Consider the following 13,984-nt stretch of genomic DNA (forward strand, 5'->3'; position numbering starts at 1 on the left):
TGGCGCAACTTTGGCAAGGGCCGGCACCCGGCGAGCCTGAATTTTGGGGACTGTTTTTCCTATGCGCTGGCCAAGTCGCGCAACGAGCCATTGCTCTTCAAAGGCGACGATTTCTCGCGCACAGACATAGAAGCAGCCTGACAATCAATGACCGGCGCAGGCTGCACTTGCCGGATCGAATGATAGGCGAATGTCGCGCGATGGAAACTCGCGCGCGATAACGGTAGGGACCGACTGTTCATCAGGTCTTGCGAAAGATGGATCCGAAATCGGCATCAAATGCCCCGTCCGCCAAAGCCCTGCCCGCGGTGCTACCTCCAAACAACCGCCTGTCTGAATAGACGCAAATCGCTCAAAAGCGAGTCTGCCTGATCGATCTGCGCGATTCAGGCGGTGCTGCTGAGCGCGTTTGCGTCCGGGCCGCAGACGCTACCGCCGGCCTGGTGTGCTCGGCATTTTCGATTCTATTTTCCGCGTGGAGACGCACGGCGTTAATGCATTGATTTTTCATTGGATCGTGCCGAAATTGCCGGCCGACAACTTCTTGCCTTACTGGCCACTCGGGAGCGTTTTTCCGTCCAGGCTTTACACCATTGGGTTTGCACACCAATTTTCTGTTTGCTGGCAGACAAACTTTAAGACTCACCCGGCCTTCAGGATCCCTTTTGCAAACGGTCAATCTGACCAAGCCTCCCACCAAGAAAAGTGTTCGAAACGAAGGCCCTTTTGGTCTTCCATTCAATCCTTAGCGGACAGGAACTCGGCGTAAAGCCGATCCAGATTGTCTGCGAGGTATTTGCCAAAACGCCCGGCATTCTTTGATTTCATCGAAAGCGCGAATGCCTTGCCGGAGTTCGAGTACTGAGCTTGCACAGCCTTATCTTCGGCTTGCCAGTGATTCTTGACCCGGAGCACCGCCTTCCTGACAGGCTTCCTCGAGGTCGCAAGCGCGTTGAAGAGCGCGTTGAAACGCTCGTCGCTGGTGAGCGAGCCAAATGAGGGCTGTGCCAGAACTTCGCCGATCTGTCCCGCGTTGTCCGCCTTTCCAGCGAGAAGCGAGAGCTCAAGCCAACGATCGCGTCCGGTCGACGGGGCAGGGCCAATGCTCCTGATGACCTCCGGCGAAATCCGATCGGTCACGGTCATCATCTTCGAGATCGCCGTCTTGTCGGCGGTAAGGGATGTAGAGATTACCGAGCGATCATGCCCAAGCGCCTCCAGCCGATGGGCAAAGCTCGCCCGCTCGATGAAGGAAAGATTGGCGCGAGCGGAATTCTCCTGCCCCTGCGCAATGACATGTGTGCGATCATCCAGCGCTCGAACAACGGCCTTGACCTTGGCGCCGAGTTCGCGGGCGGCCCGCACACGGCGATGTCCGAACACCACCTGATAGCGACCAGACGCCGACGGGTGAGGGCGCACAAGGATCGGCGTATCCTGGCCTCGTTCGGCAATCGCCTGCTTGAGAGCTTCGAATTCCTCTCGGTCATCCTCAAGGCGGTCGACCACGAAGGATCCGTCGACCGAATCCGGGTCGAGTTCGACAATCGTTTCGCCTTCAAGGAACTTGTCGGCCTGCCTGGAAAGTTCATCAAGCGAACGAACCATGCTCTTCGATGCACCGCGCATTGGATAGGCAGGCGCGATGTCTGTCTGCGGAGTATCGTCCGCGTCAACCAGACCTGCCAGTAAGTTCTTTCTCGCCATCTCGTTACTCCGTTTGTCTGTACCGCATGAGCGGTCATCCCATAGACGATCGTCAGCCGGCGACCTTACGCCCCCAGGACGCGTGGACCAGGTCAGCGATTTCCGAATTGACAGCATTCAAGGCATCCATGGCGCGCTCATATGTCGAGCGGGTCATCTGGCTCTTGTCGACTTCATAAAGTGTCTGCTTGGTGATGCCTGCATCCGACACCGCCGTTGACTTAAGCATCTGGTTCTTCAGGACAAACTGGTGGAACAGCGTCTGCATGAAGCCAACCATCTGTCCTTGCGGTCCGTCGGTCGGCTCGTACCTGGTGATCAGATAACGATACCATTCCAGATTAACCTCCGCGCCCGCATCGCGGATCGGCTTCAAGATGCCGCCGAGCATCAAGAGAAATTGTCCCATAGACATCACATCGAGCATCTGAGGATGAATCGTAATCAGGACGCTCGTGGCTGCAGTCAATGCCGTGATGGTGAGATAACCCAGCTGGGGAGGGCAGTCGATCACCACGACGTCGTATCGGTCATCCACTTCGGCCAACGCGCGCGAGATACGCGTGAAGAAGGTCTTACCCTCGTTCGAGCTTCTGTTCGACATCGCAAGCGGCGTATCATACTCGAACTCCTGCAGTTCGAGGTTCGCTGGGATGATATCAAGACCGGGGAAATTCGTCGGTAAGATCACCTCAGAAATCGGTCGGCGCTCTTCATCGTAACGGATCGCGTCGTAAAGCGATGGTGTATGGTCGAGTTCCGGCTGGAAACCGTGAAGCAACGACAAGGAGGCCTGCGGGTCCAGGTCGACTGCCAGTACCCGGTGTCCCGTCAGAGCCAGGTACTGAGCCAAATGGGCAGCGGTCGTCGTTTTGCCCGAACCGCCCTTGAAGTTGACGACCGCGATGATCTGAAGTTTTTCACCGGCTCGGCGTTTCGGCATGTAATGGCGCGCTTCCGAGCGACCATGCTGGTCGAGATATCGGCGCAACTCCACCATCTGTTCGGCGCTGTAGGAACGCCTTCCAGACGTCGATGTCTGGGGGAGGGGACCCTTACCTTCAAGGTGCAGCTTCTTCAGGGTGCTCTGCGACACGCCCAGAAACTGTGCGACTTCATTCAGCGAAAACTGACGCAGCAGCTTTTTGGCGTTCGGGGGAAACTGCTGCATGCTGAGGAGATGGAGCTTCTTCGAGATCAGATCGCCCTGCTCCAGGATGAGGTCCTCGAACTGCGTTGGGTGAGCACGGGCCGCGGGAGGTGAATTAGCGTTCATTGCAGGGGAGCTCTCGAATAACGGTTTTTCAGCCGGAAGGACTGCCTAAGCGTTATTATGGGTGAAATCGCCCTGCTGGCAAGGAATTTAGGATTAACAAAAAGTTAAGGTTGTTCCTGAGGCTTTGGAGCGAGACAGCGGTGTGCCATCACCGAGCCAGGCCGGTCGATGTTCGGAGGCGGTCCTCTGAGCCCCGCGCCCATCGGACTCGGTCTGAAGACGCCGTCGCGCACCTCAGTTCATGCGGCATGATGTTTGGTAGCGCGAGCGGCGGCTTCAGAAAGCTAATGGAAGAATTTGGCGCAGCTCCGAGAGAGGCACGAGATCATGATCCTTTTCGAAGCGAACGGAAAGGATCCCTTAAGGGCAATTGACTGGCGCGTTGGCTATACGAAAATGCCACCAATTGCGTGTGGAGATCGCCCGCGGGGCGAGATGAAACGGGAGTGAGCGCTTGTTGATGTCTGCGTGGCGGACCTTGCGCAAACGGACCTTGTCCGGTTCAAAATGGGGGCAGGCTCATGAGCGGCAAACTCAAGGGCGATGTGTAGGCAACTTCATTGATCGCCTCATCGGCACGAAGGGCGGTCGGGCTTGCACGGACACCCGACAGGGTCAGGCGATGAAGTAGGGCATCACAGGCGAATAGCGTAACATGACATACACCTGTGGCGGATGCAGCAGGAAGGCGTTGGCAACTTCAAGATCTCAATCGGGACCACGCGATGAGCAATGTCATCCAACAAGGTCGTGACGAACGCCGCTGGCCCCCGGTTCTGGCAATCATTGCGGTCTTCGCTTTTTTGCAGGTTCTACCGCATCACGTCTCCGCGCTGCCTCGATGGGTGTCATTCGGGATCCTGATAGCAGCTATTGTTCCCATGATCATGGTGACGGTGTCGACCGAGAATGCTGTCTGGCTGCGGATCGAGCACGTTGCGATCATGGTTCTTTCCAGTCTCTACGTTGCCAATACGGCCGCAGAACTTGGCGATATGATAGGGATCATCACGATACACCCGCCCGAGACGCGAAAGGTGTCGTTGTTGAGTTCATCGTTTTCGATCTGGATCACCAACGTTCTGGCGTTCTCGCTTCTCTATTGGCAGGTCGATTCTGGTGGTCCCTCACGCATCGCGCGTGGGGTATCAAGGAGACCTGACTGGCTCTTTCCCCAGTCGTCGGCTCCCGAATTCGCATCAGCCAATTGGCGGCCGCTCTATGTCGACTATCTTTTTCTGGCGTTTAATACCGCTACGGCGTTCAGTCCCACCGATGTGCTGCCGCTCACGCCGCGCGCGAAGCTCCTGATGATGCTCGAAAGCGCCATCGCGCTCCTGACACTCGTGCTCGTGGCCGCGCGTGCAGTCAATGTCATCCCGTAGTGTCTTAACCGCGATTTCGGACTTACGGCCGCTCCAAGCTTCTGGGCCCTCCGGCCTACGTTGCGCCACCGGGCGGCCATGGGAGGCTACGTCTATGAAGCACAACGCCAATTATATTGTGCCCCGAGCCATCAGCTGCCAAAGCCTCAAGTCCGATGAGCGCGCCTTCTATCCTCCCACGAAACCCGCGCCACCAGCAGAAGGAATCATCGGGCAAGTCCAAATAGGAGCGCGCGCCGGCCAGCCAGTCTTGCGAGGGCCAAAACTGTGCATATTACATCTCGCCCTGGACATATCCGGTGGTGGCCGAGAACACCCGGGGGAGAAACATGGTCTCTGTTGACGCTGACCAGCTTTCGAACATGATCAGTCACGCGGTCGCGCCGGCGTTCATGCTCAACGCGGTCGCTGCGATGGTGGCGATTCTGGCCAGTCGGATTTCCGGCGTTACGGAGCGGATCAGAATGCTCCGGGAGATCGACGAAAGCGATGCCCGAGCGTGGTTGAAGAAGGAAATGGCCGAACTGCGGCGGCGAGAACGTGTGCTCAACAATGCGCTTCACCTGGCAGTGTTGGCAGGAATCGGCGTCACGTTTCTGCTGATCTTCGGATTCGTCATCGCCTTTGTTGGGTACCGCCACGAACCAGGAGCCGCCGTTTTGTTCATGGCGGCTCTCGGTTTTCTGGCGGCGTCGCTCTTCCGCCTCCTGCAGGACATCAGGCTCTCCCAGATTGAGCACGACGACTGCAATAGGCCGAAATCGCAAATGCGCTGACGGGCCGCCATCCCAGCCGACGCGCCGCCGCCCCCCGGACCCAGCCCGTCGCCGGGATTCCGAGGTGAAGAAGTACTCCCCACGCAGGGCGACGACCGCGTCCACCTACGTGGCACTGTCCTCCCGCTCGACATCGACCGCGCTCTTACGCCAACGAACTCATCAAGCCGGCCATTTTGATCTTCGAGCGGAACTCCAGAAGTGCGTCACGCCGACGCTGTAGGCCAGATGCAGCGGGTTTGTGCCGATTAGCTCCCCAGTGATCCTTAACCGATCATACCGTGCCTCAGCGGTAGCATGACGGCGACGTCGAGATTGTCCGAAATGTCGCCGAAGTCACACCCTACCTATACTAGTGCGTCCAAGCCTTGCCGATTTCATCCTTCGGAATCTTTCGATTCCTTCTTGGCCTGCCCTCTGTCGAGCTTGCCGAACTCGGTCATGATGCTAACCAGAACGCTGCCGGTCCATCCGAATGTAAACAATCCCGACACCGCCATGATCGGCCCGATCAAACGCCAACTATCAGGTAGTCTTACCGTGCCTTCACCAAGCGTCGTGTAGCTCTCCAGGACGAAGTAATAGCTGTCCCGCATTGAAGGAATTATCCCCATCATCGATATCGGCGCTGCCCACACGAGGGTCTCGGCGAAATGAAGGATTGCCAGCGATCCGATCGCAACGGCAAGCAAGAGATTGATACGCCAATGCGGCGTGGTGTTGTTCACGAGAACCCAGGACCTGCTGAAACGCCGATTGATCGTGCGAATGCCAATGCCGTGTACCAACATGATCAAAATGACCATGACGGTCCCCAGCGCTATTTCAAGAATTGGGTTGGGAGCAGATAATTTGTCCATGGTCATCCAAGGGCAACGCGCCCGATCCGAGCACGCGGGCGAGGTTCAAGTGTCGCCAGAAGCCAGAGTTTCGACGGCACAGTGTGAGCGTTACAAAGTTGCTATTTTGGGAACAAGAACGTGACGATTGCTCGAACTCCCCAGCCGTCAGGCCCATTTTCCGGCGATTCCGCCCAGTAACGCGCGCCCACGCCAAGGCTCACGGGTTGCTCGCCGAACTTTACCAATTTTGACACCTGGAAGTTAATCGGGACCGACCAGTCATTGGTTTCCCAGTCATAGGTACTCTCGGTGTTCAAGGAGAAGGTCCAGGCTTCCGGCGTCGTGTAAGAGATGAAAGGCTGCAGGAACGTTGAGCTGACGTCCGCTCGATTGCTCTGTCCGGCGAACGACCACACATGGTTCGCCAATATCCCAAAAGTCCAGGGGCCCTCTTGCTTGAGAGCCACGCCGGTTGGACCCGCGCCCCACTTTCCGCTTCCAAGAAATTCGTCGGTTGCTGTGGGAATCAGAAACACCGGGCCAATACCCCAGATGATCCCATTCTCGGTTGGCTTGGCAGGCGACAGGAAGAAACTCTGTAGCGTGTCACCAAGCCCGAACTGCTCCCCTGAGGGTCCCGCGATATCGTCTTGCCAGGTCACGGGCAGGATCGTTCGGGAAATCAGGTTCCAGTCTTCATTGAGCGAAATTGGAATTACTGGCTGGATGTTCACCACGGTATGATCGCCGTCGTTCGGTCCGTAGCCCTGATCGTAGTTGAATTGGAACGGAACGCTGATCAGCGACGCGATCGGGTTTGAGAGCTTCTTCGCTAGCTCTTCACTGGATTGGGCGTGAGCCGATGCGGCGATAGACGTCAGAAGGATGGCGAAACTTAAGATTTTAAGCGAACCTGATGCCACAGTCATGCTCCCACCTTGCGTGCAGTTTCTAAACCGGCGGAAGTCATGCATGCCCCCCCGGTTCGCATGTCGCAGCCGACGATGGTTGAGTCTTGTTTTCGTCGCAAGTGCAGGGCGACCACACACGGCAAAAAAGTGGGCCGTGACAGCCGTTCCACAAATGCAATTACTGGCAATTCCAAAACCGCGGACCGGGTGGTGCAAATTCCTGCTCTCGCAGCCCGCACGTGGTAATTTGCCCGCGGCTTGCGTCGGTCGGAGTTTTATAAGGCAGGTCATGGCATCGATAGCGTTCGTGAGGCTGCGACCGATGAACAACGCGATCCGAGGAGAGGCAGGCGACCGACGCGCTCGTCGCCGATCGCCCAGTGTTGCGGTCCTCCGCCGTGGGCGCTCGAGGAGCGGAAAAGGGGATGGGCCCCTTTTTAAACGCGGAAATCTGTTCTGGGCAGACGATCTAGAGTCTACCGCGATGTTGCCGTGCTGCTTCGGCGTCTCTTTCCAATGGATACAGCATTGCTGCTGATGCCGTATTCGACGAGGTAGGCCCCGCTGATGTAGCGGGGCCATGATCTAAGTCTCAGGCACGGTTCAACCGCGACCAGATGAGCTTGAGGTCAACTTCACCTTCGACCTCTGCAAGGGTTGCGTAGATCGGGACTGAGAAGCTCGGGTCGTCGAGCTTCACCGAAAGATAGTCGCGGCCCTGATCGGAGGTCTTCTGCCAGGCCGCGCCCAGTTCGACGTTACCGGCGTAGATGCGGAAATGCGGCCCCTTGTCGGAGGGGTTCTCGACCCTGGCAATGCGAGCCTTGACGTTGAGTGCGAGGGTGCGGATTGAGCCGTTGAAGCCGTTTTCGGTGGAGGTGAAGGTGCCAATGGTTGCCATTGTCGTGTTCCTTTTCGCTGTGTCGGGCCGCACCATTGCGGCCTCGATGGCTGTCGCAAGGACCGGGGACGATTGGTCCGCACCCATAGGGCCGCAATGGAATGGAGGGCGGCAAGTCGCCGTTTTGTTAGTGCGCGAGGAATGGCGGCGCAGCTGACAGGGGTAAGAAAACGCCGACTTGCCGTTGCGGAAGGACGATCGAGGCGCAGCCATTCTTCGGTCAGACACGCCTCATCGAGCCCGCCGAGGGAGCGCTGTCAACAGCGGGTGAGAGGGGCATGGCAATCGCACCTCTGACGAATGGAGCCTCCCGATCGGTGTCGTAGGTTCAATCCATTTCCGCAGGCCGCGATGTTCCGCGAGTACGGTATCTAACACCTGATGGGACGGTTGCATCCAACAGGCCTAACGAAAACGTTCAGTTGCGACTGGTCGCCTGGAGGGAGGTGATGTCAGGCAAAGTCGATTATCGATGGCCCACGCCAGTGAACTTGCCGCGAAGTTCAGGATTTTTGTAGCATTGGGAACACCATTCCAAATGTAATGGCAGCGATAGCAACGAACTGGGGAAGGCTCAGCATTTCCTCGAGCACTGCCATCCCGACCACAGACGTCGTCACTGGAATGCACGGCATGAACAGCGAGGCCTCTCGCGGGCCAAGTTGACGAACCGTATAAGTGTAGAGAACGATCGCAACCGCGCCGGCAAGAATGCCCTGGATCACGAATTGCATCGCGATCTCCGCTACGGACGCAGCTGCAAGACCACTCGGCGCTGCGGTGTACAACAGGGGTAGCGGCAAGCAGGAGAAGAGGACTCCTGCGATCGCCGCCGTTATCGCGTCGACGGACCAGAACCTCACCAGCACCGCATAGAGCGCGAACATGATCCCCGATCCCGCAAAGAGCAGATCGCCGCGCAGGGTGTCGCCTGTCTTGAGGGCTGCGGGGGAAACGAACAGAAGCAGTCCGCCGATGATCGCGACCATGCCGATGATGCGCGCGCGGGAAACCTTGTCCTTGAACACGAGGCGCGAGAGCAAGAACGAGAAGAAGACGATGGACGCGGGAGACAGGGCTGCAGCATGGGCGGCCGGGGCGTGGGTAAGCCCCTGATTGATGATCAGGGTGTAAGGCAATCCCACCAGCAGTGCCAGCAGACCGGCTTTGCGCCAGCCTAACAGCCTCAGCTTTGCCGTGCCGGTCTTCCATAACACCGGCAAGAAGACGAAAAGAGCGCCAGCAAACCGCAAGCCGACGATATCGGCGGCGGTCAGATGTTCGCGCAAGCTGAAGCGGGCGGCCACGAATTGCACGGTGGTAATCGCGACGAATGCTGCCCCTGCTAAAATAGCCATCCGCTTGCTGCCGTCACTGTCTGCGAGGATCGAAATACGCACTCTTGCCTCCATAAGGGCAGGGGACCCGGCCTGGCCATTGGCAGGCGACCGAATGTACCGGGAAACAACGATCACATCGTATTGCTCAAGCGTGCGTGTCTGAATATATTAATTTCGTGATTTTGAAGTGAGTATAACTCGATTATGGATCAAACTGCGTGAAACACGAAGCTGCCGAACTCGACGCAATCGACCGCAACCTGCTGAGGCTGCTGCAGGAAGACGGCCGCCGTACCACGCTCGAACTGGCGAGCCGGGTCGGCTTGTCGCCGACCGGGGCGAGCCAGCGCCTCAAACGTCTGTTCCGGGAGGGATATGTAAAATCCGTCAGGGCGATCCTTGATCCGCAGAAGGTTGGCCGGGGAACAGTGGTGTTCATTCAGGTCCGCCTCGATCACACTGCTCCGCACATTTTCGAGCGGTTCGCCGAGGCAATCTCAAATGCATCGGAAGTTCTGGAATGCCACATGGTCATCGGCGGCTTCGACTATCTCGTCAAAGCGAGAATTGCCGACATGACGATGTTTCAGGACTTTCTGGAGCGGGTGATATTGCCTTTACCCGGTGTAAGGGAGACCCATACCTACGCATCCGTTGCAGATGTAAAGCCTGATGCCCTGTTGCCGATTTGAGGCTTTAACGCAGGACTTCCAACTAGAAACCGGCCAGCATCGAGCAGGGCAAATCGCGCGAGTGCCGATGAACTGCGATCCCAACCCTTCCAATCGGTGCGCTTGTCTGAGCGGCGGTTTATGGACCTCGACACAAGACCGGCAAACTGCACCAAAATGTCCAACCGTTCTTGGCGGGGCCCCACGCAGCGAAAATTAGCGAAGGAGGCGGCCTCTGCTGTAGCGACCTTTGCGCGTCTAAAGACGCGCTGGTAGCTCGCTCCTTCGCTTCCTTTCAGTCTGGGAGAGCCAGCAGGTAATCGCTGGCCTCGGACGCTTTGCTGGCGGCGGTGATGAACGCCTTGCGGTCGCCCTTCAGGATCTTGATCCAGCTGGCAAGATACTTGGCATGATCGGCGCGAGGCTCGGCCGAAACGCCCAGGCGGGCGCAGAGGAACGCTGCGCCCAGTTCGGCAACCAGCTCTTCGGCGGCATAGGCATCATCGCCAAAGCGCTTGCCAAACTCGCGCTTGAGCCGTGGTCCGCTCCAGTGGGTCAGCTCGTGAAGAACGACGCCGTAAAATGCCTCGGTGGCGCTGCTGGTGGACGTGCCGGTGAACAGGTGTTGCGGCGGCAGCACGATTTCGTCGGTGCTGGGCCGGTAGAAGGCGTTTGCGCCTTCGTGGCGGATTTTCGCGCCACTCGCAGTGATGAGGGCATCGGCCGTTTCGATCGGGGACACCTGATTGTGCTCGGGCGCGCGAGCCTTCTCGGGTTGGTAGCCATCGAGCTGAGCGACGTTGAACACCCAGCTGAGGCGGGCACAGGGAATGCGGCGGCCATTCTCGTCTTCGGCGTCGATGTCGCCGACTTCGTCGCCCTGGCGCTCGAGCATTTTGAACCAGATGACCGGGGTGCCTTTTTCGCCCTTGCGGACGCTTGCGCCGTTTTCGGACCACTGCTTGAAGGTCGCCCATTGATTTTCCGCGTAGCCGGCCTCGTTTGCGGCGACCCACAGCATGACGACGTTGGTGCCGCGGTATTCGTGACCTGACACGGCGTTGACCGGCATGGTCAGCGACGGGCCGACCCAGGGACGCTCGCAGGGTCCGCAGGTTTCGAGGGCTTGGAGAATGGTATCGGTGATGATCTGATAGGTGTCGCGCTTGGTGTGCATGGTGTGGCTCCTTTCTGGACCGCCTGAGCGGCGGGAGCTTCCAGCAGCGCAAGGCCATAAGCGGCGCATGCACCCGCAGGGCCGAAACGGACGTGAAGGAGGGGTTGCCCTTGCTTGCACCGCGGCCTGTAGCAGCCTGCTCCCCTACGCCGCGCCGGTCCCTGGAAGAGCCGATTGCCATGCCTCGCGCGATCGCCGGATTATTGCCGGGCTCCGTCGCCTCGTCTGCGGGCTTGCGGATCGCGTGAGGATAACCGGAAGAGGCAAAGCCGGTCGGGTCAGGCCCACGAATGCGCATTGAGGCGACAGTTGCTGCGGATTTCCGCAGGCCCCGCGCGAAATGGCGACCTGGTGGTGGTCGGGCGCATTGTCAGAGCGAAACCCCATGATTGGTTGCGACGCGGCGGGGGAGGGGGCGCGCAAGTGCCGGTAGAGGATGAAGCCGCTGCGGCCGCCGGAGAGTGTTTATGCTCAGGATGGCGACGAGAAAGGCTGCCCGCGGGCGTCCCCGGGCTAATCGCGTGAATAACGGTGGCGTGGGATCAGAACAGCGTGAGCTAGCTCCGCTTGATCGCCTATTGAGATCTGCGCACGACAGTTGATACCGGATCAAGAGCCGGTTGCTTTCCGTTCAACGGGGAGGTGCGCAGGCCAATCCATGCGGTCGCATTCGATGTCGGAAGTTACTCCACAAATTCGACAGAGACGCCTGGTTCGACCATCGCGGCCAATTCCTCTACATCCCAGTTTGCAAGGCGCACGCAACCATGCGAACCGACCTTATCGATAAGGGCAGGCTCCGGTGTCCCGTGGATGCCGTATGTCGGCTTCGAAAGATCGATCCATACGGTGCCAACTGGCCCATTTGGCCCACTGGGTATTGTCAGAATTTTTCTGTTGTCGCCCTGCTTGAAGTTGATCTTGGGGTTGTAGACATAGGTAGGCATTCGCGCCACGCCCTTGACTTTGTGCTTACCCGACGGTGCAGGTGTCTCGGAACTGCCGATGGTTGCTGGATAGACTGCCAATAGGGTGCCGTCTTCGCCATAGGCATAGAGATGTGCCGTCCGTCTGTTGGCCTCGATCCGTTTGACCTTCCCGGCCTTGGGCGGGCCTGGCATCGTTACCGATATCGTTTCTCCGGCGGCAAAGGACGCTTGCGGGTTGAGCGTCGTGATCAAGTCGATGTCCATATGAAAGCGCTCGGACAACTTCTCCGCCACGCTCGTATAACCGAGGTGATCCATCCGGGCTTTTTCACCATAGTCCGCCGGGATCGATTGAACCAGGCCGGTCGTATCTGCCGCGGTGATCTTGTAGCTCTGAACGACCGGGGCATTGTTGTTGAGACGAGTGATAACTTCCGGATCGAGCTTGCCATCGGAGGGTAGCCCATTCATCGCCTCGAAGCCTGCGATCGCTTTGCTGACATTCTCGCCGAAATACCCGTCGATCACGCCTGGGGAGGCGCCGGCACGGTCCAAAAGCACCTGAAGTTGCACAATGGCAGGATCCGGATTGTCCGGACGCGTCGATGACGTTTCGGCTGTTGGAATAGAATAGAGCGACGCCGTATTGATTGTCTCTGGCAAAAGTTCGAAACTCATGGCGGGGCCGCAGATCAGTGTTGATATCGTAAGTGCTGTAACAAATTCGTTTCTGTTCATGGCCTTCCAACGAGCGTCCACATGTATTGTTCCAAATCGACGCCCCGGCCGGGAAGATAACGATCGGAAGTCTTGGACATGCGAGTGATCTGCAGATTGGTGATGGGTGTGCCGGTGATGCCGTGGAAGGCTCTGGATGCGGTACAAACATGATCTCGGCACCCTATATGGGATCTGACATGCCCGGTTGGGGACGCTCATTGCGGCTGTTGAAACACCGCGCATACGTTTAGGCGGGAGCCATGGGGTTGCAGAAAAACAGCCTAGCGTCGTCAAACCGGAATTCTTGCATCGGAGGTGTATATGACGAAAGCGAGATACGAGGTTGTCCCCCATGACGGTGGTTGGGCGTACAAGTCGGGCGATGTCTTCTCGGAAACTTTCCCCTCTCATGACGATGCTCTTGAAGCCGCGCGCATAGCCGCTCAAGAACACCAAAGCGCGGGGAAAGACGCGGAAATCGAGTATCAAGACCGAACCGGGCATTGGCACCAGGAACACGCTGACGGCGAAGATCGGCCCGACACCGAAGTCGTCGATGACGGCAACCATCCAACGGGGCACGAAACCTCATAGCTGGTGGAACCAGCGGCATAAATATTTAGCGCGCCCATCGAAGCTATGCGGATAGCCGGCTAAGAACTTGAGTACACTGGACATCTGCTTCATAGAGGTGTGTTCCCAACGCACTATGCCGGCGGCAGCGCTATTCCTGACGCGTCAGGATGAAGAAATAGGGCCGAGGGTCACGGTGGGCCGACATCATTCCAAACAACTGATCGTCGCCCATCCGTCGAAATCGGTCCGTGATTGGCTGCCGGTCATAGACCATGGCTGCTGAACGTATTCCTTCGAAGTCCTGCATCTCGAGGGTAGCGGTTGGCCCACACGCCCGCAGGGGGCGTTGCAGGAATCGAAAACAATGACGAGCCAAGCGGGTGCGCCCGATTGACCCCAGGCGCAATGTCAATCCCAGCGGGATATAGGCCGGATCGAGCGCGACCAGTCGATTGGGACCGAACTGAAACAAAAGTGCATCGGCGCGAAGGTTCGGATGAAAGCGCTTGCCAAACCAGCCGAGGTTTTCAAGAACCCCATCCAAGGGATGGCCTGTTGGCAATCCAGAGCCGCGCCACAGGCCAGCGAGTTCGCGCCTATAGGCGGGTGGGAGTTCGCGAAAGCGTTCGAGGGCTTCCACGGTGGTAATCGGCGAGAGATCAATCATAGCATTTTGTTGGCAGAGACATTCTATCACAGGATACACGAGTGCGTGGTTTCATGGTCACAGGTTACCTTCTGTCGGGTGGTAGCCGTGAACCATAAAAGATGAC

Annotated in this window: 14 protein-coding genes; 5 read left to right on the forward strand and 9 right to left on the reverse strand. The window is 58.0% G+C overall.

Translation table 11 applies throughout. The features are described from left to right. On the forward strand, window positions 1-141 hold a 141-nt coding region (locus ASD00_RS41765), incomplete at its 5' end, for a type II toxin-antitoxin system VapC family toxin (protein WP_162249731.1). A 597-nt stretch (window positions 142-738) separates the two neighbouring features. Here ASD00_RS41765 and repB read toward each other — a convergent pair. Further along, the gene (gene repB / locus ASD00_RS17035; RefSeq protein WP_057207669.1) at window positions 739-1,707 is read right to left on the reverse strand and encodes a plasmid partitioning protein RepB; all 969 of its coding nucleotides are present in this window, start codon (window positions 1,705-1,707) and stop codon (window positions 739-741) included. Between the two features lie 52 nt (window positions 1,708-1,759). Next, window positions 1,760-2,983, reverse strand: a complete 1,224-nt coding sequence (gene repA / locus ASD00_RS17040; protein ID WP_057207670.1) for a plasmid partitioning protein RepA — start codon at window positions 2,981-2,983, stop codon at window positions 1,760-1,762. A gap of 725 nt (window positions 2,984-3,708) precedes the next feature. Here repA and ASD00_RS17045 point away from each other — a divergent pair. Next, entirely contained in the window at window positions 3,709-4,368 is a 660-nt protein-coding gene (locus ASD00_RS17045; RefSeq protein WP_057207671.1) for a hypothetical protein, read from the forward strand. Between the two features lie 329 nt (window positions 4,369-4,697). Further along, on the forward strand, window positions 4,698-5,144 hold the full coding sequence (locus ASD00_RS17050; protein ID WP_057207672.1) for a DUF2721 domain-containing protein: 447 nt from the start codon (window positions 4,698-4,700) through the stop codon (window positions 5,142-5,144). A gap of 377 nt (window positions 5,145-5,521) precedes the next feature. On the opposite strand, the gene ASD00_RS17055 is transcribed toward ASD00_RS17050, so the two are convergent. From ASD00_RS17055 to ASD00_RS17070, 4 genes are all read right to left on the reverse strand, one after another. Then, a complete protein-coding gene (locus ASD00_RS17055) occupies window positions 5,522-6,004 on the reverse strand; it encodes a hypothetical protein (RefSeq protein ID WP_057207673.1) in 483 nt (160 codons plus the stop codon). A 101-nt stretch (window positions 6,005-6,105) separates the two neighbouring features. Next, the gene (locus tag ASD00_RS17060; protein WP_057207780.1) at window positions 6,106-6,915 is read right to left on the reverse strand and encodes a hypothetical protein; all 810 of its coding nucleotides are present in this window, start codon (window positions 6,913-6,915) and stop codon (window positions 6,106-6,108) included. A gap of 574 nt (window positions 6,916-7,489) precedes the next feature. Continuing rightward, window positions 7,490-7,798 (reverse strand): DUF736 domain-containing protein, encoded by a 309-nt coding sequence (locus ASD00_RS17065; protein WP_057207674.1) that lies wholly within the window; start codon window positions 7,796-7,798, stop codon window positions 7,490-7,492. A 503-nt stretch (window positions 7,799-8,301) separates the two neighbouring features. Beyond that, entirely contained in the window at window positions 8,302-9,198 is an 897-nt protein-coding gene (locus tag ASD00_RS17070; RefSeq protein ID WP_244496076.1) for a DMT family transporter, read from the reverse strand. A gap of 158 nt (window positions 9,199-9,356) precedes the next feature. Here ASD00_RS17070 and ASD00_RS17075 point away from each other — a divergent pair, with 158 nt between their 5' ends. Beyond that, on the forward strand, window positions 9,357-9,830 hold the full coding sequence (locus ASD00_RS17075) for an Lrp/AsnC ligand binding domain-containing protein (RefSeq protein ID WP_057207675.1): 474 nt from the start codon (window positions 9,357-9,359) through the stop codon (window positions 9,828-9,830). A gap of 274 nt (window positions 9,831-10,104) precedes the next feature. On the opposite strand, the gene ASD00_RS17080 is transcribed toward ASD00_RS17075, so the two are convergent. Next, entirely contained in the window at window positions 10,105-10,986 is an 882-nt protein-coding gene (locus tag ASD00_RS17080; RefSeq protein ID WP_057207676.1) for a zincin-like metallopeptidase domain-containing protein, read from the reverse strand. A 683-nt stretch (window positions 10,987-11,669) separates the two neighbouring features. Further along, a complete protein-coding gene (locus ASD00_RS17085; RefSeq protein WP_057207677.1) occupies window positions 11,670-12,653 on the reverse strand; it encodes a L,D-transpeptidase in 984 nt (327 codons plus the stop codon). Window positions 12,654-12,956: 303 nt separating this feature from the next. Here ASD00_RS17085 and ASD00_RS17090 point away from each other — a divergent pair, with 303 nt between their 5' ends. After that, window positions 12,957-13,229, forward strand: a complete 273-nt coding sequence (locus ASD00_RS17090; protein ID WP_057207678.1) for a DUF2188 domain-containing protein — start codon at window positions 12,957-12,959, stop codon at window positions 13,227-13,229. A gap of 130 nt (window positions 13,230-13,359) precedes the next feature. Here ASD00_RS17090 and ASD00_RS17095 read toward each other — a convergent pair whose 3' ends face one another. Then, complete coding sequence (locus tag ASD00_RS17095; RefSeq protein WP_057207679.1) at window positions 13,360-13,878, reverse strand: DUF4334 domain-containing protein; 519 nt, start codon at window positions 13,876-13,878, stop codon at window positions 13,360-13,362. Window positions 13,879-13,984: the final 106 nt, after the last annotated feature.

Source organism: Ensifer sp. Root31 (assembly GCF_001424825.1).
Classification (GTDB): domain Bacteria; phylum Pseudomonadota; class Alphaproteobacteria; order Rhizobiales; family Rhizobiaceae; genus Ensifer; species Ensifer canadensis.

Excerpts from the sequence above, each read along its gene's own strand:
- repB (WP_057207669.1), bottom strand. The coding sequence starts at position 1,707 with ATGGCGAGAAAGAACTTACTGGCAGGTCTGGTTGACGCGGACGATACT.
- repA (WP_057207670.1), bottom strand. The coding sequence starts at position 2,983 with ATGAACGCTAATTCACCTCCCGCGGCCCGTGCTCACCCAACGCAGTTC.
- ASD00_RS17045 (WP_057207671.1), top strand. The coding sequence starts at position 3,709 with ATGAGCAATGTCATCCAACAAGGTCGTGACGAACGCCGCTGGCCCCCG.
- ASD00_RS17050 (WP_057207672.1), top strand. The coding sequence starts at position 4,698 with ATGGTCTCTGTTGACGCTGACCAGCTTTCGAACATGATCAGTCACGCG.
- ASD00_RS17055 (WP_057207673.1), bottom strand. The coding sequence starts at position 6,004 with ATGGACAAATTATCTGCTCCCAACCCAATTCTTGAAATAGCGCTGGGG.
- ASD00_RS17060 (WP_057207780.1), bottom strand. The coding sequence starts at position 6,915 with ATGACTGTGGCATCAGGTTCGCTTAAAATCTTAAGTTTCGCCATCCTT.
- ASD00_RS17065 (WP_057207674.1), bottom strand. The coding sequence starts at position 7,798 with ATGGCAACCATTGGCACCTTCACCTCCACCGAAAACGGCTTCAACGGC.
- ASD00_RS17080 (WP_057207676.1), bottom strand. The coding sequence starts at position 10,986 with ATGCACACCAAGCGCGACACCTATCAGATCATCACCGATACCATTCTC.
- ASD00_RS17085 (WP_057207677.1), bottom strand. The coding sequence starts at position 12,653 with ATGAACAGAAACGAATTTGTTACAGCACTTACGATATCAACACTGATC.
- ASD00_RS17090 (WP_057207678.1), top strand. The coding sequence starts at position 12,957 with ATGACGAAAGCGAGATACGAGGTTGTCCCCCATGACGGTGGTTGGGCG.
- ASD00_RS17095 (WP_057207679.1), bottom strand. The coding sequence starts at position 13,878 with ATGATTGATCTCTCGCCGATTACCACCGTGGAAGCCCTCGAACGCTTT.